Origin of the sequence: Pseudomonas sp. LAIL14HWK12:I10 (assembly GCF_900184205.1) — a bacterium.
GTDB lineage: Bacteria > Pseudomonadota > Gammaproteobacteria > Pseudomonadales > Pseudomonadaceae > Aquipseudomonas > Aquipseudomonas kermanshahensis.
In genome coordinates this window covers 20057-44949 of sequence record NZ_FXWU01000021.1, presented here as the reverse complement: position 1 = coordinate 44949, position 24893 = coordinate 20057, and the positions used below count along the sequence as shown (strand labels likewise).

The 24893-nt window shown below is 64.5% G+C and carries 23 protein-coding genes; 16 read left to right on the top strand and 7 right to left on the bottom strand.

Annotation, left to right across the window (positions count from 1 at the left end):
• Positions 1-16: 16 nt before the first annotated feature.
• Positions 17-1588, bottom strand: coding sequence for an IclR family transcriptional regulator domain-containing protein (locus tag QOS90_RS26975; RefSeq protein WP_027593639.1), 1572 nt, complete (start codon positions 1586-1588; stop codon positions 17-19).
• A gap of 172 nt (positions 1589-1760) precedes the next feature.
• Between QOS90_RS26975 and QOS90_RS26970 the strand changes: the two genes are divergently transcribed.
• The 11 genes from QOS90_RS26970 (at position 1761) to QOS90_RS26920 (ending at position 12439) form a co-directional block, all read left to right on the top strand.
• Entirely contained in the window at positions 1761-2570 is an 810-nt protein-coding gene (locus tag QOS90_RS26970) for an RraA family protein (protein ID WP_033694028.1), read from the top strand.
• Between the two features lie 3 nt (positions 2571-2573).
• Positions 2574-3020 (top strand): nuclear transport factor 2 family protein, encoded by a 447-nt coding sequence (locus QOS90_RS26965; protein ID WP_027593637.1) that lies wholly within the window; start codon positions 2574-2576, stop codon positions 3018-3020.
• A gap of 37 nt (positions 3021-3057) precedes the next feature.
• Positions 3058-4464: an aldehyde dehydrogenase (NADP(+)) gene (locus tag QOS90_RS26960; protein ID WP_027593636.1), complete on the top strand. Its 1407-nt coding sequence runs from the start codon at positions 3058-3060 to the stop codon at positions 4462-4464.
• A 13-nt stretch (positions 4465-4477) separates the two neighbouring features.
• Entirely contained in the window at positions 4478-4771 is a 294-nt protein-coding gene (locus tag QOS90_RS26955; protein WP_027593635.1) for a Dabb family protein, read from the top strand.
• An 86-nt stretch (positions 4772-4857) separates the two neighbouring features.
• On the top strand, positions 4858-6147 hold the full coding sequence (locus QOS90_RS26950) for an MFS transporter (protein WP_027593634.1): 1290 nt from the start codon (positions 4858-4860) through the stop codon (positions 6145-6147).
• A 67-nt stretch (positions 6148-6214) separates the two neighbouring features.
• Positions 6215-7024, top strand: coding sequence for an NAD-dependent epimerase/dehydratase family protein (locus QOS90_RS26945; RefSeq protein WP_027593633.1), 810 nt, complete (start codon positions 6215-6217; stop codon positions 7022-7024).
• Positions 7021-8109 carry a mandelate racemase/muconate lactonizing enzyme family protein gene (locus tag QOS90_RS26940; RefSeq protein WP_085274358.1) on the top strand — a complete coding sequence of 363 codons (1089 nt, stop codon included), beginning with the start codon at positions 7021-7023 and terminating at the stop codon, positions 8107-8109. The genes QOS90_RS26945 and QOS90_RS26940 overlap by 4 nt, the downstream gene beginning before the upstream one ends.
• A gap of 92 nt (positions 8110-8201) precedes the next feature.
• A complete protein-coding gene (locus tag QOS90_RS26935; protein WP_085274359.1) occupies positions 8202-9071 on the top strand; it encodes an aldose 1-epimerase in 870 nt (289 codons plus the stop codon).
• A gap of 52 nt (positions 9072-9123) precedes the next feature.
• Positions 9124-10404, top strand: a complete 1281-nt coding sequence (locus tag QOS90_RS26930; protein WP_027593630.1) for an OprD family porin — start codon at positions 9124-9126, stop codon at positions 10402-10404.
• Between the two features lie 117 nt (positions 10405-10521).
• The gene (locus QOS90_RS26925; protein ID WP_097151374.1) at positions 10522-11484 is read left to right on the top strand and encodes an alpha/beta hydrolase; all 963 of its coding nucleotides are present in this window, start codon (positions 10522-10524) and stop codon (positions 11482-11484) included.
• A 139-nt stretch (positions 11485-11623) separates the two neighbouring features.
• Positions 11624-12439 (top strand): substrate-binding periplasmic protein, encoded by an 816-nt coding sequence (locus QOS90_RS26920; protein WP_085274361.1) that lies wholly within the window; start codon positions 11624-11626, stop codon positions 12437-12439.
• Between the two features lie 3 nt (positions 12440-12442).
• Here the strand turns inward: QOS90_RS26920 and QOS90_RS26915 are convergent, their stop codons facing one another.
• The 5 genes from QOS90_RS26915 to QOS90_RS26895 all read right to left on the bottom strand — a co-directional run bounded on the left by QOS90_RS26915 (position 12443) and on the right by QOS90_RS26895 (position 18292).
• Positions 12443-13012: a nucleotidyltransferase family protein gene (locus QOS90_RS26915; protein WP_085274362.1), complete on the bottom strand. Its 570-nt coding sequence runs from the start codon at positions 13010-13012 to the stop codon at positions 12443-12445.
• Positions 13009-14037, bottom strand: a complete 1029-nt coding sequence (locus QOS90_RS26910; RefSeq protein WP_027593626.1) for an XdhC family protein — start codon at positions 14035-14037, stop codon at positions 13009-13011. The genes QOS90_RS26915 and QOS90_RS26910 overlap by 4 nt, the downstream gene beginning before the upstream one ends.
• A gap of 174 nt (positions 14038-14211) precedes the next feature.
• The gene (locus QOS90_RS26905) at positions 14212-15558 is read right to left on the bottom strand and encodes a c-type cytochrome (RefSeq protein ID WP_085274363.1); all 1347 of its coding nucleotides are present in this window, start codon (positions 15556-15558) and stop codon (positions 14212-14214) included.
• A 17-nt stretch (positions 15559-15575) separates the two neighbouring features.
• The gene (locus tag QOS90_RS26900; RefSeq protein WP_085274364.1) at positions 15576-17834 is read right to left on the bottom strand and encodes a xanthine dehydrogenase family protein molybdopterin-binding subunit; all 2259 of its coding nucleotides are present in this window, start codon (positions 17832-17834) and stop codon (positions 15576-15578) included.
• Positions 17834-18292, bottom strand: a complete 459-nt coding sequence (locus tag QOS90_RS26895; protein WP_085274365.1) for a (2Fe-2S)-binding protein — start codon at positions 18290-18292, stop codon at positions 17834-17836. The genes QOS90_RS26900 and QOS90_RS26895 overlap by 1 nt, the downstream gene beginning before the upstream one ends.
• Positions 18293-18545: 253 nt before the next feature.
• Between QOS90_RS26895 and QOS90_RS26890 the strand changes: the two genes are divergently transcribed.
• A complete protein-coding gene (locus QOS90_RS26890) occupies positions 18546-20732 on the top strand; it encodes an OsmC domain/YcaO domain-containing protein (RefSeq protein WP_027593622.1) in 2187 nt (728 codons plus the stop codon).
• Positions 20733-21125: 393 nt separating this feature from the next.
• Positions 21126-21938 carry a class I SAM-dependent methyltransferase gene (locus QOS90_RS26885; protein WP_027593621.1) on the top strand — a complete coding sequence of 271 codons (813 nt, stop codon included), beginning with the start codon at positions 21126-21128 and terminating at the stop codon, positions 21936-21938.
• 17 nt (positions 21939-21955) lie between these two features.
• On the opposite strand, the gene QOS90_RS26880 is transcribed toward QOS90_RS26885, so the two are convergent.
• Complete coding sequence (locus QOS90_RS26880; protein WP_085274366.1) at positions 21956-22255, bottom strand: hypothetical protein; 300 nt, start codon at positions 22253-22255, stop codon at positions 21956-21958.
• Between the two features lie 246 nt (positions 22256-22501).
• On the opposite strand from QOS90_RS26880, the gene QOS90_RS26875 reads away from it, so the two are divergent.
• The 3 genes from QOS90_RS26875 (at position 22502) to QOS90_RS26865 (ending at position 24812) form a co-directional block, all read left to right on the top strand.
• Positions 22502-22876, top strand: a complete 375-nt coding sequence (locus QOS90_RS26875) for a DUF2231 domain-containing protein (protein WP_097151376.1) — start codon at positions 22502-22504, stop codon at positions 22874-22876.
• Complete coding sequence (locus tag QOS90_RS26870) at positions 22873-24165, top strand: PQQ-dependent sugar dehydrogenase (protein WP_027593618.1); 1293 nt, start codon at positions 22873-22875, stop codon at positions 24163-24165. Before QOS90_RS26875 ends, QOS90_RS26870 begins: the two co-directional genes overlap by 4 nt.
• Before the next feature lie 68 nt (positions 24166-24233).
• Positions 24234-24812: a hypothetical protein gene (locus tag QOS90_RS26865; RefSeq protein ID WP_027593617.1), complete on the top strand. Its 579-nt coding sequence runs from the start codon at positions 24234-24236 to the stop codon at positions 24810-24812.
• Positions 24813-24893 lie beyond the last annotated feature (81 nt).

Sequence of the window (24893 nt, the reverse complement as noted above, 5' to 3'; positions counted from 1 at the left end):
GTTAACTGCAGGGCCCTCAAACCCGTGTATGCATTTGCAGCAGGCAACCTGAGTCCGGTGCATTGCCCAACGCTTCGAGCTTCAGGGCCTGCCGCGCACTGGTGATGAACAAGGTAGCGCCTGCTTCCCCGCCAAAGCACAGGTCTGTAGGGCACGGCACCGGCAGGCCGATCATGCGGTCCAGATTACCGTCGGCATCGAAGCGTGCCACGCTCCAACCGTCCAGTTGGGTGGTCCACACCCCACCTTCACTGTCCAGCGCCAAACCGCCAAGCCGGCCACCCCCCAGGGGAAGCGAGGCGAGCCTGCGCACGCTGCTGCTGCCCGGCTGCAGCAGCAGGATGTCACCGGCTTCCGGGGCCAGTGCATACACCGCTGTGCCCTTGGCGTCCCAGCGGAAAGCACTGACTTGCTCCGGTAACGACCAGCCATGGCGCAACTCGCCCTCAGCACTCAGTTCGCCGATCAGGCAACCACTGGCAGTCTTCGCGCACGCCCACAAGGCCCCCGAAGGGTGCGTGGCCAACGCCAGCAGACGACTGCCGAGCAGGTCCTGACGCGGGTGCTCATGGCCTTCCCAGTCGACCAACGACCACCCGCCAGCCTGGGCCACCAGCAGCCCGTCGGGGTGCAGCTCCATGCCGCGTACCGGCAGGTCAAGGCGCGTCAGCTGGCGGCTGGTGTGCCCGTCCCAGCAGTGGATCGCCGGTGCCAGGGTGTCGGCCCAGTACAAGCGCTTCTGGCCCGCATGCCAGCGCGGAAACGCGCCATGGAATGCCCAAGGCCCGGGTACCACGCTGAGTTCGCCCGCGGCTTGCGGTGCGCTGTCGGGGCGCAATTGCTCGCCTACCCGGCGTGCGGCCTCGGCCAGTTCAGGGCCGAGCAGCGTCAGGCGTTCCAGGGTCAGCCGGTAGGCTGGCCCTGCGACACTCAGGGCGCCACGCACCTGGCCTTGCTTGTCGACGATCGGTGCGGCGACGCAGCGCACACCCAGGCGGATTTCCTCGTCGTCCAGGGCGTAGCCGCGGGTCTGGGTGATCTGCAGCTCAGCCAGCAGCCGACGGCGGTCAGTGATGGTCAGAGGGGTCAACGGTGCCAAAACCAGCCCCTTGAGAATTTCATCGCGAGCGGCTGCAGGGAGCGCCGACAAAATCGCCTTGCCTTGCCCCGTGCAGTACACCGGCTTGCCTTGGCCGAGGCTGGCCGCCGAGCGTTGGGTATGCGCGCCCTCGCAGCGCTCCAGCGATAACACCTGGTTGCCATCGAGCACCGCCAGGTACGAGGTCTCCCCGGTTAGGTCGCGCAGCGCGCGCAGCTCTTCGCTGGCCGCCGCCACCAGGTCAGGTTCCAGGTAGGCGTTACGGACCATCTCCAGGTACTTGAAGCCCAGGCGATAGACCTTGCGGGTCGGGTCGCGGCGGATCATGCCGCGCTCCACCAAGGTGGCGATGATGCGGTACAGCGTGGTGCGCGGCAGCGGTACTTGCTCGGCCAGTGCAGCCTGGCTGATGCCCGAAGCGGTAGCGCCAATGGCCTGCAACACATCCAGGGCTTTTTCCAGTGCTGCGGTGCCTTCACCCGTTTTCATTGTTTTCCCACCCTTTGGAACTCGGTTGCCAAGGGGCACAGTCTGCCTCTTTTCAGCGGGATTTTCCGCCATAGAATCAGCCTCAGCAGGGCTTGAAGCGATTATGTGTCCCACATTGTGGGATTTCGCCTGGGCCGATCATCGGATGAACCCGCGAGGAGAACCTACAACAATGTCCGTCATCCATAACTACGCCGATGCCCACGAGAGTGTCTCTGCCAAACAGGTCGAGGTGAGCGACGAAGTGCTTGCCAAGCTCGCCACGTGCAGCAGCGGCTCGCTGACCACTCAACTGTTCAAGCGTGGCTTCCGCCAGCCGGCGCTGGTTGGCTTGCGTGCCATGACCCGTGATGTAAAACCGTTTGCCGGGCGTGCCTTCACCATGCGCTTCATCCCGGCCCGTGAAGACATCGACACCTATTCGACCATGACCACCAAGCCCAATGACGACAACCTGCAATGGGTGGGTGTGGAGCAGATTCAACCGGGTGACGTGCTGGTCATCGACAGCCGCAACGACCCGGCTGCCGCCTCGGCCGGCAATATTCTGGTAACCCGCCTGCTGGCCCGGGGGGCCAAGGCCATCGTCACCGATGGCGCCCTGCGCGATGGCAGCGAGATCGCTGCCATGAACCTGCCGGCCTATGCCCGGGAAATTACCGCCACCACGCGTATCTCCTACCACCACGTGGCCGACCTTCAGGTCCCGATCGGTTGTGCCGGCGTGGCCGTGTACCCCGGCGACATCATCGTCGGTGATGCCGATGGCCTGACCGTGGTGCCTGCGCACCTGGCCGAGGAAATGGCCGAGGTGTGCAGCGTGCAAGACGACATCGAGCACTACCTGGCCATGCGCATCGCGGCCGGCGAAGCGCTGTGGGGCGTGTACCCGCCGAGCCCGGCGTCGGTCTCCGACTACCATGCCTGGGTTGCCGCTGGCCGCCCGGCGATCCCGTCGATCATCACCCAACAGGGGGTCTGAACCATGGCCGAGCACAAGCATGCGCAACTGATCCGCCGTTATTTCGCTGCCTGCAACGCAGGTGATTACGACCAACTGGTGTCCTGCTTCACGCCTGACGCGGTGCACTACTTTCCGGCGGGCTTGCCAGAAATCCCTTGGCGCAGCGCAGACACCATCGCCCGCAAATGGGTGTGGTGCGTTGAACAGCTGGGCTCGCAGTGGACCATCGAAAAGATCCTGGTCAGCCATGACAGCGACGAAGCGGTGATCGAGTGGACCCACTGGAAGCGCAAGCTTGGCACTGCGGTGCGTGGGGACGAGTGGTACCTGTTCGATGAGCAGACCGGGTTGATCAAGGAAATCCGCGCCTATTACGCCTCGCCAGCGCAGCAGGACGTGGAAATCAACGAACTGGTCGATTTCGACTACGTCGGCCGTGGCTATCACCTGGAGCCGAAGGCTCGTTGAGCACGGTGGCTGCACTGAACGATTCAGGAGTAAAGCAATGACCTCTCATCAAGACCCCAACCTGGCCGCCATCGACGCCATCGTGGCCAAATCTGCTGCCGCTGCGCACGTTTGGGCTGACGCCAGCGCCAGCCAGCGCGCCACGTTGCTGCGCGGCCTGGCCGATGCGCTGGAGCAGCACCAGCCGGACCTGGTCGCTATCGCCGACCGTGAGAGCGGGCTGGGCGAGGCACGCCTCAACGGTGAAGTCGCCCGTACCGCGTTTCAGCTGCGCGGCTTTGCCACTGAAGTAGAAGCCGGCGTGCCTTACCGCCGAGTCGACGATGCCGCAGTGGCGGGGGCTCCTCCCGCTGGCCGCCCACGGCTGTCACGTATCCAGCGGCCACTGGGCCCGGTGGCGATGTTTTCAGCCAGCAACTTCCCGTTCGCCTTCTCGGTGCTCGGTGGGGACACCGCCTCGGCGCTGGCTGCCGGCTGCCCGGTGGTGGTCAAGCCGCACGCCGGCCACCCTGAGCTGTCTCGCGCCGTATTCACCTTGGCGGCGGCCGTGGTGCGTGCCCAGGGCTTGCCGGAAGGCCTGCTGACCTTGGCCGAAGCCCCCAATCGCGCCGCGGGTACCTACCTGGTGCAGCACCCCTCGATTACCGCAGTGGCGTTCACCGGGTCCTACCAAGGCGGTAAAGCCTTGTGGCAGGCGGCCAATGCCCGTGCCCGCCCGGTGCCGTTCTTCGGTGAGCTGGGGTCGATCAACCCGTTGGTGGCGCTGCCATCCGCCCTGCAGCACGACAGCGAAGGCCTGGCCAAGACCCTGGCCGCCTCCATCACCCTTGGCTGTGGCCAGTTCTGCACAAGCCCCGGTGTGATCGTGCTGCTGGATTCGCCGCTCAGCCAGCGCTTCATCGCTCAATTGGCCGAAGCCATTGCGCCAATCCGCACGCACCGTATGCTCACCCCCGGCATGCAGCAAGGCTTTGAGGCCGCTGCCGCCAGCGTGGCCGAGCATGCCCGGCCGTTGTTCGCGCAGCAGCCCGAGGGTGCCGGCCCCGCGCCGCGGCTATTTGCCACCGACGCGGCCGCTTTCATTGCCAATGCGCACTTGCGTGAAGAGATGTTCGGCCCGGCCGCGTTGGTCGTCACCGCGCAGTCGATCAGCCAGGTCGCCGACGTGCTGGATGCGGTGGGCGGTACCCTGACCACCACGCTGTGGGGCCTGGACGCCGACAGCGAGGACAACCGCCGGTTGTTGCGTGCTGCGCAGCGGGTATCCGGGCGGGTATTGTTCGCCGGCGTGCCCACAGGTGTTGCCGTGTGCCATGCCCAGCAGCATGGCGGGCCATGGCCGGCCTCCACTGCACCACAGACCACCTCGGTGGGTTTTGCGGCCATCGAGCGGTTCTTGCGCCCGGTCACCTTGCAGGACGCACCGGCCTGGGTGCTGGGATGAGGAGGGCAGGGCGATGATGCGACATATCGTGTTGTTCCGCCGGCTGGCCGGGGTGGATGCCCAGCCTGAACTGGAAGGCAGGCTGGTGGCGCGGATGCGCGGCCTCACGGAAGAAATCGACTTCATTCGCGACTGGAGAGTCGCCGCCAACGAACTGGATCGGCCGATCTGCTGGGACTACATCCTCGAGTCCAGCTTCGACGATGCCCAGGCCGTGCAGCGTTACCTGCCACACCCGGCGCACCAGGCCCTGGTCGCCGAGCTTAAACAGTACTTCGAGTGGGTAGCGGTGGATTACAGCGTCTAGACCTCTGATCAGCGCCCGGCTCGCTGACGGGGCCAGGCGCTATAACAAAAAAGATCCGGCATCACAGGTGCCGGGCGGAGTCGTACATGAACAAGAAAAAGAACTACCGCTGGACGATCCTGACCTTGTTGTTTCTGGCCATGATCATCAACTATGTCGATCGCGCTGCCTTGTCGATCGCCATGCCTTTCATTACCCAGGAATACCACCTCACGCCCGCCGAGAAGGGCATGATTTTCAGCAGCTTCTTCTTCGGTTACGCGCTGTTCTGTTTCGTCGGTGGCTACTTGGCCGACCGTTACGGCCCCAAACGCGTACTGACCTGGTCCATGAGCTTCTGGTCGGTGCTGTGTGGCTCTACCGCCCTGGCGTTCAACTTCTGGTCGCTGCTGATCGTTCGCGCCCTGTTCGGTGTAGGTGAAGGGCCGGTTTCGACCACGGCCAACAAGACAGTGAACAGCTGGTTCCCGATCAAGGAGCGTGCCCGCGCCATTGGTATCAACCAGGCGGGCGGCCCGTTGGGCGGCGCCTTGGCCGGGCCCATCGTCGGTTTCCTCGCGTTGTGGCTGGGCTGGCGAGTGGCCTTCGTGGTCATCGCAGTGATCGGCGTGCTCTGGGCCATTGCCTGGTGGCGCATGGCAGCGTCCACGCCAAAGGAACACCCGCAGGTTTCGGCCGAAGAACTGGCGCTGATCAACGAGGGCCGCGAAGCCCCCGTGACCGCCGTGGAAGAAGCGCCGCGCACGCCGGTTTTGCAGATCATCCTGCAGCGTTCGGTGCTGGTCACCGGTGTCTCGCTGTTCTGTTACAACTACATTCTGTATTTCTTCATGACCTGGTTCCCCAGTTACCTGATCGACGCCAAGGGCATCGACCTGAAAGCCATGAGTATTGTCACCGCGTTGCCATGGCTGGTGGGCACTGTCGGCTTCGTCTGCGGTGGGCTGCTGATCGACTGGGTGTTCAAACGCACCGGCAAGCAACTGTTTTCGCGCAAGGTGGTGCTGGTTACGTGCCTGCTGATTGCGGCAGTGTGCATCGGTTTGACCGGGCAGGTGCAAAGCGTGACCAGTACGGTCGCGGTCATGACCGTGGCGATCGGCTTCTTGATGCTGACTGCGCCGGCTTACTGGTCGTTGATCCAGGATGCCGTGCCCGATCATCAGGTCGGTACGGCTGGTGGTTTCATGCACGGGCTGGCCAACCTTTCGGGCATCGTTGCGCCGACCGTGACCGGGTTCATTATCCAGTCCACCGGCACCTACGCCAGCGGCTTTGGCCTGGCGGCGGCGCTAGGGGTTGTAGGGGCCTTGATCGTCGCCTTGTTCGTCGGCCAGAAACCGGCAAAACAGGCAGCAGCCGTCGCTACCGCTTGACTTGATGGCACCTCCAGCGGGGCAACCCGCTGGGCTTCTGCACTTCACACGTTTTTGGGAATTCGCCATGCCTACGCTTCTTATCACCGGCGCCGCCGGTATCGTCGGAACCGCGCTGCGCCCTTACCTGCGCGAGCGTTTCACCCTGCGCCTGCTGGACCGCAGGCCGGTCACCGAGTTGAACGCAGGCGAAGTTGCGCTGGTCGGCGACCTGACCGACCCGGCCTTCGTCCGCCAAGCCACCGAAGGCGTTGACGCGGTGCTTCATCTGGCCTGCGCCCACGGCACCGACATTCACTTTCAGAGCACTGTGCAGCCCAACTACCATGCCACCCTGTACTTGCTCGAGGCCGCGCAACGGGCTGGCGCCAAGCGCTTCGTGTTTGCCAGCAGCCACCATGTGCTGGGCCAGTACCACAGCCAGGCGGCCACTCATTTCGACGACAGCCCGGTGGCCCCGGACAGTTACTACGCCTTGAGCAAAGTGTTTGGCGAAGCGGCCTGCGCCATGTTTTCGCAGCGCAGCGACCTGGCCACATTCGTCGTGCGCATCGGCAATGCCGACCCCAAGGTGGCCGACGCCCGTCGGCTGCGCTTGTGGACCAGCGCCCGCGACCTGGCGCAGTTGGTGCTGATCGGCCTGGAGCACCCGCAGGTGCGTCACGAGATCGTCTATGGCGTGTCGGAGTGCCCGGATGCGTTCTTCCATAACCGCCGCGCCCGTGCGCTGGGCTATTGCCCCCAGGATAATGCCAGCGATCATCTGGCCGACGACTTCCTGGCCTACGAGGCCATGGCGCCGGTAGGCTCTGGCCGCGATCACGTTGGGGGGGCCTACGCCGGTGTGCCTTTGGCCAGTGTTCTGGAGCAAGCATGAAAATCGTCCGTATCGATACCCAGGTCGTGGAAATTCCTTTCCAGGATGGCGGCAAGGGCCTGGGCATCACGCCGACCACCTGGCACACGCTGGAAAACGTGCTGATTCGATTGGAAGACGAGCAGGGTAACGTCGGCTGGGGCGAAGCCTTTGGCTACTTCGTCGCCGATGCCACCAAGGCCCTGATCGATCGCCTGATTGCGCCGCTGCTGCTGCACCGCCAGGTCGATGACATTGCCGCCTTTAACCGCGAACTGCAGTTGCGGTTGCACCTGTTCGGGCGCTATGGGGTGACGATGTTTGCCATTTCCGGGGTCGATATCGCCCTGTGGGACCTCGCCGCCCGCCGCGAGGGCGTGCCCTTGCATCGACTGCTGGGCCAAGCCCACCGCGAGCAGGTGCCAGCCTATGCCAGCCTGGTGCGTTATGCCGATGATGAGGTGGCCGCAGCGATCTGCGAAAAGGCATTGCGCATGGGCTTTGGTGACATCAAGTTGCATGAGGTGACGTTGCCAGAGATCGCCGCCTGCCGCGACGCCGTTGGCAACGACATACCGCTGGCGACCGACGTCAACTGCGCCTGGACAGCTGTGGACACCCGTGCCTGGCTGCCAGCATTGGCGGACCTGCAACTGGCCTGGCTGGAAGAGCCGATATTCCCACCGGAAGATTTCGCCACGTTGGCCAGCTTGCGCGGCCAGGGTGTGCCGTTGTCGGCTGGCGAGAACTGGTGCACTGCCGTGCAGTTCGAGCAGGCGCTGGTGGCAGGTGCGGTCGATTCGATCCAGCCCAGCGTGACCAAGGTCGGGGGTATTTCCGAATGCCTGCGCATCGCCGCGCTCGCCGACCAGCACAACGCCGTGGTATTGCCGCACTGCCCGTACTTCGGCCCCGGCCTGATCGCCACCTTGCACCTGGCGGCGGTGCAACAACGCGTGCCACAAGTGGAGTACCTGTTCGTCGAACCGGCGGCCTGGTTGTACCCGGTCGAGCAATTGCGCCAGGGCAACCTGTTGCAGATCCCGCAGGGCCCCGGCCTTGGCCTGGACATCGACGTGCAAGTCGCCGAGCGCTACCGCCGCTGACGCTGGCGCGTATCCCGTAATTGCTCCCCTCCGCTGTGCCACGGCGCGGCGGCAGGGGCGACGTGTGCCCGTGAAAGGGCATCGGAGGTCCTATGCAACCGTTGGTTCTGAGCAACGCCACCTGGTCTGTCGGGCTGCTTCCTGCCTGGGGTGGGCGTATCGCCCACCTGCGTGCCGAGGGGCTCGACGTGCTGCTGCCGATCTCGGCCGAGCACTTCGACCCGCTCGACTGGCCGCGGGCTGGCGCGTACCCGCTGGTGCCGTACTCCAACCGTATTCGCAATGCCCAACTGCAGTTTGCAGGGCAGGCCTATACATTGCCGACTCACCCCGCAGCGCGGCCGCACACCTTGCATGGGGTGGCGCACACACTGGCGTGGCACGTGCTGGAACCCTGTGCCGGGCAGTTGACCCTTGCCTGCGATTACCAGGGCGAGCACTGGCCCTGGGCATTTCGTGCCGAACAGCGTTTCGTGCTCGAAGGCAATCGCTTGAGTATCGTCCTGGCGCTGCTCAACCAGGGGGATTCCCCCATGCCTGCGGGCCTGGGGCTGCACCCGTATTTTCAACGCCATGCGGGGCTGAAAGTACGTTACCAGGTTGGGCGGGAATGGCAGATCGATGATCAGTACCTGGCTACCGGCGGCTTTCGGCAGGCCACGCAGCCTGTGTCGATCGACGCCGATGACGCCCAGGCGTTGGCGCACTACCAGTCCTGCTGGGATGGGCTACTGGAACTCGATTACCCGGCGGGCAGCCTGAAACTGCAGGCAAGCCCACCCCTGAGCCATTTCGTTGCCTTTGCCCCGGCCGGCAGCCGCTACCTGTGCCTGGAGCCGGTTTCGCACCTGGCCAATGCCTTCAACCAGCCTGAACAGGCCTGGGGCGATACCGGCACCCAGGTGCTGGGCCCTGGCCAGCGGCTTGAAGCCACCCTCGAATTTACCTGGCAGCGACGCTGACAGCTTTGCCGAGCGCTGTATCCAACACCCACAATAAAAGAGAACAACAACAATGAAACTCTCCTCGACTGGAGCGGGCTTCGCTCGCGCTGCAAAACCCTTGTCGCTGCTGCTCGGGCTGGGCCCACTGTGTGCCCAGGCGGCCTTTCTGGAGGACGGCAAGGCCAACCTGACATTGCGCAACTTCTACTACAACCACGACCTGCGCGACTCCACCAAGCCTGCGCAGTCCAAGCTGGAGGAGTGGGCCCAGGGCTTCATCCTCAAAGGTGAGTCCGGTTACACCGACACCACGGTCGGGGTGGGCGTGGACGTTTATGCCGGCCTGGGGCTAAAACTGGATTCATCGCCATCGCGCAGTGGCTCGGCGCTGCTGCCGGGCGCCTACAACCGTGCGGGTGGGCCCCGCAATGCTGACCCGCGTTCGGCTGACGAGTTTTCCGAGGCCACGGCAGCGGTCAAATTCAAGTATTCGAAAACCGAGTTGAAGGTGGGCGGGCTGTTCCCCAAAATCCCCCTGGTCAGCGCCGGCGATGCGCGCTTGCTGCCGCAGTTTTTCGAAGGCGCGATGCTCGATATACGCGAACTGGACAACCTCGATATTGGCCTGGGCCAGATGCGCAAGGTCAACCAGCGCGAGTTCGCCGGCGCTCGCGACATTCAGGTGGGCAACTACTACAGTGTGTTCAGTGACCGCTTCGACTATTTGGGCGGTACCTGGCGCGCCACCCCGCAGACGTCGCTGGGGCTGTGGACCGGTCGCCTTGCCGACGTCTACCAGCAAACCTTGTATACCGGCACCCAGGCGTTCAAGGCCGGCGACTGGAACCTTTCCGGCACTTTCAACTACCTCGATACTGGCGAGTCGGGCAGTGAGAAGGCTGGCAATCTCGATAGCCGCATGACTTCGGCGATGCTCAGCGCCAACCTCAAGGCCCAGACGTTCCGCCTCGGCTATCAATACAACGCAGGCGACAGCGCCTTGCCGTTCATTCATGACACTGACCTGCCGGGGGTTGCCAACGCCGTACAGGTGCTGCGCTTCGACCGTGCCCAGGAGCGCTCGTGGCAGGCCCGCTACGACCTTGATTTCGCCGCCCTCGGCGTACCGGGGCTGACGGCGTTCGCCCGTTATGTGCGCGGGGACAACTTCAAGGTGGCGGGGGAGGATGGCAGTGAGTGGGAGCGCAACCTGGATGTCACCTACGTGATCCAGAGCGGGCCGCTGAAGAACCTGGCGTTGCGCTGGCGCAACGTCGAACTGCGCGGAGATGCGACCGGGCGGCGCGACGAGAACCGCGTGATCATTGCCTATACCTTGCCGCTGTTTTGAGCCTTTGGCCTGGGGCTGCTTTGCAGCCCCTTCGCGACGCAAGGCCGCTCCCACAAGGGATCGCGATCTCCTGTAGCAGCAATCCCGAACCGATTCACACCCCCCAGGAAGACACCAGTGCCCCAGCCCTTGGACCCCGCCATGCAGGCCTACATCGACAACAGCAAGCGTTTCACCGCGACCGACAACAGCCTGGCCGCTCGACGCTCGGCATTCCTGCAAGCCTGCCGCAATTGCACACCGCCACCGCCTGAAGGCTGGGGTATCGAGGACATCGACCTGCAGGGCCTGCGCCTGCGCTGCTATCAACCCGCCGGCCCGGCACCGGAAGGTGGCTGGCCAACGCTGCTGTACCTGCACGGCGGTGGCTGGGACCTGGGTAACCTCGACACCCACGACTGGTTCGCTTACGCCCTGGCGCGCCGGGCACCGATCGCCATCGTCGCGGTCGAGTATCGGCTGGCACCAGAGCATGCCTACCCTGCACCGCTGGAGGACTGCCTGAAGGTGTGGTCGGCGTTGCGCAGTGGCCAGGTCGATGCGCGCCTCAGCCAGGCCCGCTTGATGGTCGCCGGCGACAGCGCAGGCGGCACCCTGGCGGCCGGCTTGTGCAGGGCACTGCGCCGTGACGGCCAGCCGCAGCCAGTGGGGCAATTGCTGGTGTATCCGGTACTGACTGCCCGGCGGCAGTTGCCGTCGATGCAGCAGCATGCAGAGGCACCGATGATGACGGTGGCGGGGCTGATGAAGTCCCTAGACGGGTTTCTGCCGGTCAAGGCCGACCGTTATGACCCCTGCGCGATGCCGTTGGAGGCGGATGACTTCGCCGGGCTGGCCCCGGCCTGGGTGCTGGTGGCCAGTGTCGACCCACTGCGCGATCACGGCATCGTCTACTGTGACGCGCTTGCGGCGCATGGGGTGCAGGCCGATGCCTGGGTAGGCCAGGGGATGGTGCATTCCAGCCTGCGCGCCTTCGGGGTGGCTGAGGTCGAGAAGGCTTGGGACCGAATGGCCGCACAGTTGCTACAGTGGGCGCAGGGTACCCTCGATTCCGCCGACGGCGGGGCATCTGCGTACTGACGAAAAACCTGCCTGCCCGCCATTATGGGGCCAGACTGTCTACACCACGCGAAGCCAGATGCTGCAGTCTTCCACGGGATGTGGCAGCCTTTGGCGACCACGCCGGGTCGCCGGGTGCCACTTGTGCCGAGGGTTGTAGATGATCGAGCGTTGCGTTCGCCACGCCTTGCTGTTGTTGTGCGGGTCCCTGCTACCGATGGGCGCGGGTGCGCAGGCGGCATGCCAGCACCTGACGGCCACTGGCAACCCTGAATACCCTCCGTACCTGTGGCGTGACCCACACAACCCTCAGCAGTTGATCGGTGCCAATGCCGACTTGCTCAAGCACTTGGGCAAGCAACTCGGGCTGGAGGTGGAGGTGGTCTATGGCGGGCCTTGGTCGCGTGCCCAGGAGGAAGTGCGCACGGGCCGTATCGACCTGCTGGCCGGGTATTTTCTGACCCAGGCGCGCACCCACCTGATGGACTTCATAAGCCCCGCGTTCCTGCACACGCCCAGCGTGGTCTGGGTGCGCCAGCAAGGGGCCTTTGCCTATCAGCAATGGGCGGACCTGCAAGGCCGTAAAGGCGGGACACTGGTCAATAATAGCCATGGCCAGCAGTTCGATGACTATGCCAGGGCCAACCTCACGCTCGAAGCGGTGCCCAGCGCCAAGCAGGCCTTCGAGAAACTGTTGCTCAAACGCAGCGACTACGTGGTCTTCGAGCAGTACCCCGGCATGGCGTTGGCGCAGACGCTGGGCATGCAGGACAAGCTGCAGGTGCTGGACCCGCCCGTGTCCAGCGAAGGCTTGTACCTGGCGGTGTCACATCAGTCGCCCTGCAATCAGCCGCAGTTGCGCGAAGCGCTGACGCGGGAGATGACCCAGGTCGTGTCCAGCACGTTGCCGGAGCAATTAATGCGGCAGAACCTGGCACGTTGGCAGCAACAGCAGTCGCAAGGGCTCGCTCACTGACCCTCACATCGACGTCAGGGCTTGAGGCACGTCAACGTCCAGCACCACCCCAGCATCGTCGACGGCTACGCTGGCACACGCCTGCGGATTGTCCAGGATGACCTGCCTGCCGCCTTGGTCGCCGTGCAACTGCGCCAGTGCCGGCCAGAAGGCACGGCCGAAGACCACCGGGTGCCCGCGCTGGCCCTGGTACAGCGGCAGCACGATACGTGTAGCACTGGCCTGCTCGCACAACGTGTGCAAGGTACGCGGTGCGATCCACGGCATATCCGCCAACAGCACCGCCACCGCCTGGGCGGGGGTCTGCAACAGGGCGGTGACCCCCGCTGCCAGGCTGGCGCCCATGCCGTGCTCGGCCTGGTCGGCCCATACGATCCGGGCACGCGGGTCGATGCCCAGTTGTTGCGCGTCGTCGTCCGGGCGCAGCACGATGTGCACCACGGCGAACTGCTCGAATGCACGCGCCAGCGTCGTTGCCAGCAGCGTCTGCCCCGAAGGCAGCCGTGCCAGGCGTTTGTCGCTGCCAAAACGCTGCGCTCGCCCAGCCGCCAGCACCAGCGCGGCGCAGGTCATGGGGTGTGCAGGCACGCCTCGGCCTCCCGCGCAAGCTTGGCCTTGGTCACGTTGACCGCGCCAGGCAGGCTCACGTCGTTCTTGGCGGCAAGGATCTCGGCCATGACGCTGACGGCGATTTCGGCCGGGGTCTTGCTGCCGATGTAGATGCCGATAGGGCCGTGCAGGCGCTGGAGGCTGGCTTCGGTCTCGCCGAAGTGCTCGATCAGGCGCTCGCGGCGCAGCTGGCTGTTGCGCCGCGAGCCGATGGCGCCGATATAGAACGCCGGGCTGTGCAGGGCTTCGAGCAATGCCAGGTCGTCGAGCTTGGGGTCGTGGCTGAGGGCGACGACGGCGCTGCGCAGGTCGGGGGCGAAGGCGCGAACCACGTCGTCCGGCATCCCGGCCAGCTTCACCACGCCTTCGACGCTCCAGCCGCCCATGTACTCGGGCCGAGGGTCGCACACCGACACCGTGAAGCCGTTGAACAGTGCCATGGTCGCCAGGTATTCGGCCAGCGCGCCGGCGCCGATCAGCAGCACGCGGTAGCCAGGGCCGAGGGTGCTGAGCATGCGCTGGCCGTCGAAGCTGAACTGATCCGGTGTGGCGCTGGCCGTAAGCGTGGCTGCGCCGCTGCGCACATCCAGCTCGCGGCGTATCAGGCTACCGCTGTCCAGGCCGGCCAGCAGTTGCGCCAGGTGTGCTGCCGATGGCTCGAACTCGAGGATCAGTTGCAGGGTGCCGCCGCAGGGCAAGCCGAAACGGTGGGCGTCCTCGGCGCTGACGCCGTAGCGAACCACCTCCGGCAGCCCGGTCTGCATGCCAGGGCCGCCATAGGCGGTGGTGTAACGGTGGATGAGATCGTCCTCGATGCAGCCACCGGACACGCTGCCGACCACGCGACCGTCGCTGCGCAGGGCCATCATCGAACCAACCGGGCGAGGGGAGGAGCCCCAGGTGCGGGCCACGGTGGCCAGCAGGACGCGTTCACCGCTGGCAAGCCAGTCACGGGCGGTGCGCAATACCAGCAGGTCGATGCTTTCCATTCTCATTCTCCAAAGCGTAATACCTGTGCCGACCCTTTACTGATTCAGCAGGGTTATGTGGGGAAATCACTCATCCACCCTTCTGTGGGAGCCGGCTTGCCGGCAAGCCAGCTCCCACAGGGTCGGCAACCCAAGGTGAACGCCTATAGAGACCGTGCCGTTCTCGATGACACTTCATCGCATATGCAAGATGATTGGGCTGCTGCTGGCCGGGTCGGTGTGCCCGCGCAACGTGCTCACTGCCTGTGCATCCACCGCGCTGCCGTGGTTGCCCCAACTGCTGCGCACAAAGCTCAGTACTTCGGCAACCTCCTGGTCCGACAATTGCTCGCGGAAGGCCGGCATGCGGTAGGCATCGGGCAGGCCAGCGGCAACAATGCGTTGCGAGCCGTTGAGGGTGATGTTGATCGCCGAGGCGTTCTCGCCGGCCAAGGCCGAGGTTGCGCCCGCTAACGGCGGCATCCATTCGGCCTGGCCCTTGCCGTCCAGCCCATGGCAAGAGGCGCAGCGCGTGACGTAGGTGTGGGCGCCCGGGCGCTCAAGCGTCGCCGCCGCCGATGCCGCTTGGTACTGCCAGGGCGTGCCGTCACGTTGCGGATCGCCTGGCAGCGATTTCAGGTAGTGGGCGATTGCCGCCAGGTCCTCGTCGGCCATGAACTGCGTGGAGTTGTTGAACGCCTCGGTCATCGAGCCATAGACCACGGCATGCCGGTTACGCCCAGTCTTGAGAAACTGGACGATCTCGGCTTCGCTCCAGCGCCCAAGGCCGGTGTTGTGATCGGCGCGCAGGCTCGGCGCGTACCAGCCATCGAGCAGCGCGCCAGCCAGAAACGGCTTGCCGTCTTCATCCAGAGCCTTCTCGTTGAAAGCCAGGCCGCGCGGGGTATGGCAACTGCCGCAGTGCCCGGGGCCCTGGACGATATAAGCGCCACGGTTCCACAGGGCGTCCTGGCCAGCCTTGGCCACGTAGGGCGTAGTGGGCGCAAACAGCCCGTTCCACAGCGCGATGGGCCAGCGCAGGTTCAGCGGCCACGGGATATCGCTGGGGATATTCGGCTGGCTGGCAGGTTGCACGCCCTGCATGAAAAACGCGTACAACGCACGCACATCGTCATCGCTGAGCTTGGCGTAGGAGGGGTAGGGCATGGCCGGGTACAGCCGCCGGCCACCGGGGGCGACGCCATGGCGCACAGCGCGGTCGAAGTCGGCGAGGCTGTAGCCGCCGATGCCGGTGTCCCGGTCTGGGGTGATGTTGGTGGCATGGATCGCGCCCAACGGCGTGGCCATCTCCAGGCCCCCGGCGAACGGCTTGTTGTCGGGCAGGCTGTGGCAGGCCACGCAGTCGCTGAGCCGGGCCACGTACTCGCCGCGGCTGACCAGCGCCGGGTCGACGTTGGCGTTTTGTTCGGCCACGAAAGGCGACGCGGGCTCCCGGGTGACATACCAGGCCAGCAGGCCTGCCGCGATCAGGCACGGCAGCGCCAGCCAGCCGGCGGTTCTTGCGAGTCGGCTGTGGGTCATGGGCGTTCCTTGTCCTGTCAGGTGAAGGTGTAGCGGCTCAATGGGATGCTGCGGATGCGCTGGCCGGTCAGCCGCGCTACCGCGTTGGCCACCGCCGGTGCAACCGCGGGCAGCGGCGGTTCGCCGATGCCGCCCATCTTCGCGCCGCTTTCGACGATGCGCACATGCACCCGGGCCATGCGCGAAGGCGGCAGGATCGGGTACAGGTCGTAGTTGCGCGCACGGGGCTTGCCGTCGATGTACACCGCTTCTTCCAGCAGGGTCTGCGACAGGCCCAGGGCCACGGCGCCGTTGACCTGCGCTTCGATGATCGCCGGGTTGACGATGCTGCCTGGGTCGATGGCCTGCCAGATGTCGTGCACTTTGACCTGACCGTTTTCGATCGACACTTCGGCGATAACCGCCGCCTCCGAGCCAAACGGCGAGGCCATGGCCACACCGCGTGCCCGTTTGCTGCCGTCCTCGGCCGTGAATGGCCCACGCTTCCAGCCGCCGGACAACTCGCCGACCGCCTGTAGCAGGGTGGTCAGGCGCGGGTTGTCGCGCAACAGATGCAGGCGCAATTCATAAGGGTCCTTGCCGCCTTTGTCGGCCAGCTCGTCGAGGAAGGCTTCGTAGAAGAAGTCGTTCAGCGAGTTGCCCACCGAGCGCCAGTAGCCGAGCATGACCGGGCCTTTGACGTAGATTTGGGCAATGCGTTTGTTGGCGATGGCGTACGACTTGCCCGACAGCCCTTCAAGGGCGGTGGGGTCGATCTTGTCACCTTGTTTGCCGGCCAGTGCCTCGGTCGGGCCTTCGGTGGCACTCACGGCTTCTATCGCGACGGGCAGGCCATCGTCATCCAGTGCCCCACGGAACTTGACCACCGCCAGCGGCCGCAACACATCCCGCAGAAACTCCTCTTCGCGGCTCCAGATCAGCTTGACCGGGCGACCCACGGCTTTGGCCAGGGCGATGGCCTGCGGGTAGGGGTTGGCCGAGTCGTACAGAAAGTGCCGGCCAAAAAAGCCGCCCAGCAGGGGTGAGTGCAGGGTGATACGCGCAGGGTCGAGGCCGGTGCGTTTAGCGATGTCGTCGCGGAACATGTCCGGCGCCTGGTTAGGCAACCACACCTCCAGCGAACCGTCGGGGTTGAAGCGGGCGAGGGCCGAGGGCGGCTCAAGCTGGGCGTGGTTGAGGTACTGGTTGTGGTAGGTCGCCTCGACCTTGGTCTTGGCCTTGGCCAGCACCCCGGCCACATCGCCTTGGTTTTCCTCGTCGCGGGCCGGGCCTTGCTCGGTGGCCAGGCGGTCACGATAGGCGTCGCTGGAAAAGTCGGCCGGCATCGGCCTTACCGGCGAATCGCTGCCGGGCTCCTGCCAGTCCACCTGGAGGGCCTCGACTGCGCGCTTGGCATGCCACCAGCGTTCGGCGACCACCGCCACCGCGCCGGGTAGTTGATGCACCGAATGCACGCCTTTCATGGCCTTGACCTGTGTTTCGTTGCGCAGGCTGCCAACCGTCATGCCCAGGCGCGGTGCGTGCTGGACGGCGGCGTGGAGCATGCCGTCGAGCTTGATGTCGATGGTGTACACGGCCTTGCCGGTGGATTTGTCATAGGCATCGACCCGGCGCACCGGTTTGCCGATCCAGCGGAACTGGCTGGGGTCGCGCAGCTTCACGCTGGCCGGGTCTGGCACCGGCAGGTCGAGGGCGCGCTCGGCCAGTTCGCCGTAGGGCACCGAGCGGCCTGAGGCTGCATGGATGACCTTGCCGGGTTCGGTGGAAAGTTCCTCGACCGGCACCCCCAACTGCTCGGCACCTGCCTGCAGCAACATGGCCCGGGCCAGGGCGCCGAGGCGGCGCATGGTCGGGTAACTCATGCGAACCGACATGCTGCCGCCGGTGATGCGCATGCCGTTTTCCATCACCACGTAAGCTTCGCCAGGCGGCGCGCTGTCGACCAGGAACGTGGCCGGGTCGGCGTCCAGTTCTTCGCCGACGATCTGTGCCATGGCGGTGTAGGTGCCTTGGCCGCCCTCCATGAACGGGCAGAGCAGGCGCACGGTGCTGTCCGGGCGAATTTCGAGGAAGGCCGGCACTTGTGTGCCGCGCTCCTGGGCCGCGGTGGTGGCGGCCTGGACCCGTGCCGAGCCCAGCGGCAACCCAAACCCGAGTACCAGCGCGCCCGCGGCGGCGCCCGCCGAGGCTAGCAGGAAGCGGCGGCGTGACAGGTTAACCGGCTCACCCAGCGGCAGCGCCGACAGCTCGGCAGGGGTATCGATACGCGTGTTCATCACGCCTCCTCCCGCTGGGCCGCAAGCTCGTGGACGGCGGCATGGATGGCGTTGTAAGTGCCGCAGCGGCACAGGTTGACCATCGCGGCATCGATCTGCGCGTCGCTGGGCTGGGGCGTGTGCTTGAGCAGCGCCGTGGCGGCCATTACCTGGCCTGACTGGCAGTAGCCGCACTGGGCCACCTGGTGCTCGACCCAGGCCGCGACCACGCGCTTGCCAACGGCGTCGTCCTCGATCGCCTCGATGGTGGTCACTTCGCGCCCGACCACGCCTGCCACCGGGGTCACGCAGGCGCGCACCACGCTGCCGTCCACCAGCACCGAACAGGCGCCGCATTGCGCCAGGCCACAGCCATACTTGGTGCCGGTCAGCCCCAGGTCGTCACGGATCACCCACAGCAGGGGCGTGTCGGCGTCGGCCTCGACCTGGTAGGTCTTCTGGTTGATGCGTAGTTCCATGGTTCACCTGCTCATCATCGGTTTGCTGTCGCGTTGTCGTCTTGAGTGGGGATACGTTGCCCCCAATCCAGAAACGCTAGCACAGCGCTACGACCGGCGAGCGGGCGCTGCCGACAGGTCAGGAGGATCAGGCAAGGAATTCGGCGGAATGCGCAAGGCGGGCGTTGGCGGCAGGCAAACAGGACTTCCAGGCGAAAAACCCGGATAATGCCGGCCAATTTCGTTTTGCACGCTTAACTCACGGTAATCCCGCATGGAAATCAAGGTCAATTTTCTCGACAATCTCCGTCTCGAAGCCAAGTTCGACGACTTCACGGTGATCGCCGACCAACCGATCCGTTACAAAGGCGACGGTTCGGCCCCGGGGCCGTTCGACTATTTCCTGGCGTCTTCGGCCCTGTGCGCGGCTTACTTCGTGAAGCTGTACTGCCAGACCCGCGACATCCCCACCGAAAACATTCGGCTGTCGCAGAACAACATCGTCGACCCGGAAAACCGCTACAACCAGATCTTCAAGATCCAGGTCGAGCTGCCCGAAGACATTTCCGAGAAGGACCGCCAGGGCATCCTGCGTTCCATCGACCGTTGCACGGTAAAGAAGGTCGTGCAGACCGGGCCTGAATTCGTCATCGAGGTGGTGGACAACCTCGACGCCGATGCCCAGGGGTTACTGATGCCGGTGTCGGACACCAGCACCTACATCCCGGGCAAGGACCTGCCGCTGGAGCAGACCATCGCCAACATGTCGGCGATTCTCGCGGGCCTTGGGATGAAGATCGAGATCGCCTCGTGGCGCAATATCGTGCCCAACGTGTGGTCGCTGCATGTGCGCGATGCACAGTCGCCGATGTGCTTCACCAATGGCAAGGGTTCGACCAAGGAGGCCGCGCTGGCCTCGGCGCTGGGTGAGTTCATCGAGCGCCTGAACTGCAACTTCTTCTACAACGACCAGTTCTGGGGCGAGGACATCGCTAACGCGCCGTTCGTGCATTACCCGAACGAGCAGTGGTTCAAGCCGGGCCCCAAGGACGCGCTGCCCAGCGAGATCCTCGACGCGAACTGCCTGGAAATCTACAACCCCGACGGTGAGCTGCGCGGCTCGCACCTGTACGACACCAACTCGGGCAACACTGCGCGGGGCATCTGCTCGCTGCCATTCGTGCGCCAGTCGGACCAGGAGGTGGTGTACTTCCCGTCCAACCTGATCGAGAACCTGTTCCTCAGCAACGGCATGAGCGCGGGCAACACCCTCGCTGAGGCGCAAGTGCAGTGCCTGTCGGAAATCTTCGAGCGTGCGGTGAAGCGCGAGATCCTCGAAGGCGAACTGTGCCTGCCGGATGTACCGCAGGAAGTGCTGGCCAAGTACCCGGGCATCGTTGCCGGTATTCAGGGGCTGGAAGAGCAGGGCTTCCCGGTGCTGGTCAAGGACGCATCGCTGGGCGGTGAGTTCCCGGTCATGTGCGTGACCTTGATGAACCCGCGCACCGGTGGTGTGTTCGCCTCGTTCGGCGCGCACCCGAGCCTGGAAGTGGCGTTGGAGCGCAGCCTCACCGAGTTGTTGCAGGGCCGCAGCTTCGAAGGCCTGAACGACCTGCCGCAGCCCACCTTCGAAAGCCACGCGCTGACCGAGCCGAACAACTTCGTCGAGCACTTCATCGACTCCAGCGGCGTGGTGTCGTGGCGCTTCTTCAGCGCCAAGGCCGATTTCGAATTCGTCGAGTGGGACTTCTCTGGCCATGGCGAAGATTCCAACGTTCAGGAAGCTGCGACCCTGTTCGGCATCCTCGAAGACCTGGGCAAAGAAGTGTACATGGCGGTGTACGACAACCTCGGTGCCACCGCATGCCGCATCCTGGTGCCGGGTTACTCGGAGATCTACCCGGTCGAGGACCTGATCTGGGACAACACCAACCGGGCCTTGTCGTTCCGCGCTGATATCCTCAACCTGCACAGCCTGGACAACCGTTCGCTGAAGTTGCTGCTCAAGCGCCTGGACAACTGCGATGTGGACGATTACACCACCATCACCACGTTGATCGGCGTCGAGTTCGACGACAACACGGTGTGGGGCCAGTTGACCATTCTTGAGCTGAAGCTACTGATCTGCCTGGCCGTGCAGCGCTTCGAAGATGCCAAGGAGTTGGTCGAGGCGTTCCTTCAGTTCAACGACAACACCGTCGAGCGTGGCCTGTTCTACCAGGCGTTGAACGTGGTGCTGGAAGTGGTGCTGGATGATGAACTTGAGATGGAAGACTACGAAACCAACTTCCGCCGCATGTTCGGCAACCCGCGGATGGACGCGGTGCTGGGCTCGGTGGACGGCAGCGTGCGCTTCCATGGCCTGACGCCGACCAGCATGAAGCTGGAAGGGCTGGATCGTCATTTGCGTTTGATCGAGAGCTACAAGAAGCTGCATGCAGCTCGGGCCAAGTTTGCCTGATAGACCGAGCGCCGCTTGTGCGGCGCTTCGCAGCACAAGGCTGCTCCTACACAGGCCCGATTCGGCGCCAAGAATGTCGCGCGCCACTGCCGCAGGATTAATTGGCCCGAAACAATTGTAGGAGCAGCCTTGTGCTGCGAAGCGTCGCGCAAGCGGCGCTCGATCCCGCAAGCGCCAACCCCCCCAAACCGTACACCTCGCAACCATCCCCATATAGCGGTTAATGCTTTCCGCTATCTCAAATCCGTCTTGCCTCTCACCCCCCACCGCTTGCCGCTTCCCCCATCAGGCGCATAATTTTTTGCTACCCCCACGGGCTCGACCCCTCAACCTATCCATGGCGCGATGACCGCCAGAAGGACCTCGGCCGCGCACAACAAGAAGGCGCAGACCATGAGCACCCCTTTGGATACCAATGCCTTGAAAGCCCGCCAGCAAGCAGCGTGGGCCAGCGGTGACTACGCCGTGATCGGCACCACCCTGCAGCTGGTGGGCGAACGCCTAGCCGAAGCCTGTGATTTGCGCTGGGACGAGCAGGTACTGGACGTGGCGGCCGGCAACGGCAATGCCACCCTGGCCGCCGCGCGGCGCGGTTGCCGCGTCACCTCCACCGACTACGTGGCCGAGTTGCTCAAGCGCGGTGAAGCACGCGCTCAGGCCGAGCACCTGAACGTGGTGTTTCAAGTGGCCGATGCCGAAGCGCTGCCGTTCGCCGAGGGTGCATTCGATGCCGTTCTGTCGACCTTCGGTGTGATGTTCACCCCCGATCAGGCCCAGGCCGCGCGGGAATTGAGCCGCGTCTGTCGGTCCGGCGGCCGGATTGGCCTGGCGAACTGGACGCCCCAGGGTTTCGTTGGCCAGATGTTCAAGACGCTCGGGCGCCACGTTCCGCCGCCAGCCGGGGCATTGCCCCCTTCACGCTGGGGTGACGAGGAGCAGTTGCGGGTACTGTTCGACAGGGCGCTGGGCCAGATGCAGGTCACCCATCAACACTTCAACTTCCGCTATCGCTCTGCAGCGCACTTCATCGATGTGTTCCGCACTTGGTATGGGCCGGTGCACAAGGCGTTTGCGGCATTGGCGCCTGAAGCCGCCAATGCGCTGGAAAGCGACCTGACTGCGCTGTTGAATGAAAACAACGTGGGGGGCGGGGCCTCGCTGGTGGTCCCCAGCGAGTATCTGGAGGTGGTGATCACGCGGCGTTGAGCGTCAGCGACTGCTGCCTAGTTCTTGCACTTGGCCATCACCACCTGGCAGGTCTTCGGCGTCCCCCCAGACCTGCCTGCATAGCGCACACAGTTGTTCAGCGACTTCTGCCGGGCAATGCTCAGGGTATTGCCCCAGGCCAGGCCACCTTCGCCCGTAGTCGGTACGGCCTTGGCGAAGCAGTTGGAGCCAACGGTGGAGGCCGCATAGCGGGCTTGGTTTTTCTTGCTGGAGCAGCCTGCGCTCAGCCCCAGGCCGAGGATGAGCAGCGTGTTCAGTGCCCAGAACGCCCACGTGCGCTCCCGGTAGTCGCTCATGCTGTTCTCCTTGTTCGAGTGATGCCAAAGCGCTGAAGGTAGAAAAGCACAGCGCGGGTGCTTGCAGGATACCATTCAAGCGAAACGGTGAACTATCGCGTCGTAGAGACGCTCCTTTCTTTAGCGCACCCCGCGCACGCCTGATGATGGCTTTGTCATCAGGCCCGGGTCACTGAACGATAAGGAGGCGCCGTGACCGCATCTGAGCAAACCCTCTACCGCTGCACGCCAGGCCCATTGCACGCCATGCTGTTGGCCGGCAGTGTTCCGCTGTTTCTTGGCGCGCTGTTGAGCGATATCGCCTACTTCAATAGCTACCAGATCCAATGGAGCAACTTCGCGGCCTGGCTGATCGCCGGTGGCTTGGTGTTCTGTGGGCTGGCGCTGCTGTTCGCGTTGGTCAACCTGATCCGCGCCGAGCGCAAGGGCGGGCGTGCGACCCTGTATTTCGTGCTGTTGCTGGCGACCTGGGTGTTGGGGGTGGTCAATGCCTTCGAGCATGCCAAGGACGCCTGGGCAGTGATGCCGTCGGGGTTGGTGCTGTCGGTCATTGTGACCGCGCTCGCAACTGTCGCGGCGTGGACTGGCCTTAGCAACCTGCGTTCGGGAGGTGTGGCATGAAGCCTTTGCATACCTTGAGCCTGTTGAGCATGGCGTTACTGATCAGTGCCTGTGGTGGGGAAGGCACGCCCACTCAAGCCCATGGCCCGGACCCCAAGCTTCCTGAGCCCCAGCGTGGTTTGCTGCCGAGCATGAAGATCGCTGAGCCGGTTGCCTGGGGTGAGCAGAAGCCGACTGTGCCTGAGGGCTTCAGCGTCACGGCAATCGCCACCGGCCTGAACATCCCGCGCCAGAGCCTGGTGCTGCCCAATGGCGATATTCTCGTAGCCGAAGGCCGCGGCGGCAGCGCCGCAAAACTCAAACCCAAGGATGTGATCGCCAGCCAGATCAAGGCCAAAGGCAATACCCAGGTCAAAGGCGGCAATCGCCTGACTTTGCTGCGCGACGCCGACGGCGATGGCACCTACGAGGTGCAGACGGTGTTTGCTGAAAACCTCAACGCCCCTTACGGCCTGGCGTTTGCCAACGGCAAGCTGTACGTGGCCAACCAGGATGCATTGGTGCGTTTCGACTACCAGGAGGGCCAGACCAAGGCCAGCGGTGCGCCGGTCAAGGTCACCGACCTGCCTGCCGAAATCAACCACCACTGGACCAAATCGTTGGCCGTCAGCGCTGATGGGCGCTTCCTTTATGTGGGTATCGGCTCGAACAGCAACATCACCGAGCGCGGCCTGGAAGTGGAGATCGATCGGGCCATGGTCTGGCAGGTCGATGCCCAGACCGGTGCTCACCGGCCCTATGCGACCGGCTTGCGCAACCCGACGGCCTTGGCTGTTCAGCCGCAGAGCGGGCAGGTGTGGGCGGTGGTCAACGAGCGTGATGAGCTCGGCCCTGATCTGGTCCCGGACTACCTGACGTCGGTGCGTGAAGGTGGGTTTTATGGGTGGCCCTACAGTTATTGGGGCCAGAACGTCGATGACCGGGTCAGGCCACAGAACCCGGACAAGGTGGCGGCGGCAATCAAGCCGGACTACAGCCTTGGCTCGCATGTGGCTGCATTGGGGGTCGACTTCTCGGTACCGGCCATGGGCGAGCGCTTCGCCGACGGGGTGTTCGTGGGTGAGCACGGTAGCTGGAACCGGCCAAACCCCGTGGGCTACAAGGTGATCTTCGTGCCGTTCAGCAATGGCAAGCCGGCAGGCGAACCGATCGACTTCGCCACGGGCTTCCGGGGCGAGGACGGCAAGACGCGTGGGCGGCCGGTGGGGGTCACCGTCGACCCGCGCGGTGCCTTGATCATTGCCGACGACCTGGCCAATACGGTCTGGCGGGTGACGCGCAGCCAGTAATGACTATGCTTGTTGGCGCGTGAACCTTTCACGCGCCAACCCGGAAACGAATACAGGGAAGCAGGCCTATGAAACCCATTAGCTCACTCGCTCGCGCTGTCGCACTCGCCTCGCTGGTCTTCGCTGGCAGCTTCACGGCCCAGGCCGCTGATGTGCCGATTGGTAGCGAAGCGCTGGAAAGCCATGTCACCACCAAGGTGCAGGCTATCGACCTGGCCAGCCGCCAGGTCACGGTGGAGGGCGCCAACGGCAAGCCTGTGACCTTCCAACTGACCGAGAAGGCCAAGGCGCTGCCCAACCTCAAGGTCGGCGACACGGTCGACATCTACGTGACCCGCGCTGTGGCTTATGTGCTCAATACCGACGTGGGCGGCGCGCCTAAAGTGAGTGATGAGTCCGGCAGCATTCGCGCCACCAAGGACAACCCCAACCCCGGCGGTGAGGCGTTCCGCCAGGTCAAGGTCACGTCGCAGATCAAGAAGATCGACCTCAAGAAGCATGAGGTGAGCCTGCTGCCGCCGGAAGGCAAGCTGCAGGTGGTGAAGGTCGAGAACCCTGACCTGCAGGCGCGCATGAAGAACCTCAAGGTCGGCCAGACGGTCGATGCCATCTACACCGAAGTGCTGCGCGTGGAGACCTCACGCTAGGTTCGGCGTGTGAGGTGCCCGGCTATTCACGCGGCGAATAGTCGGGGTGCATGTGTTTGATTTCCATAACCGGTGCAGATC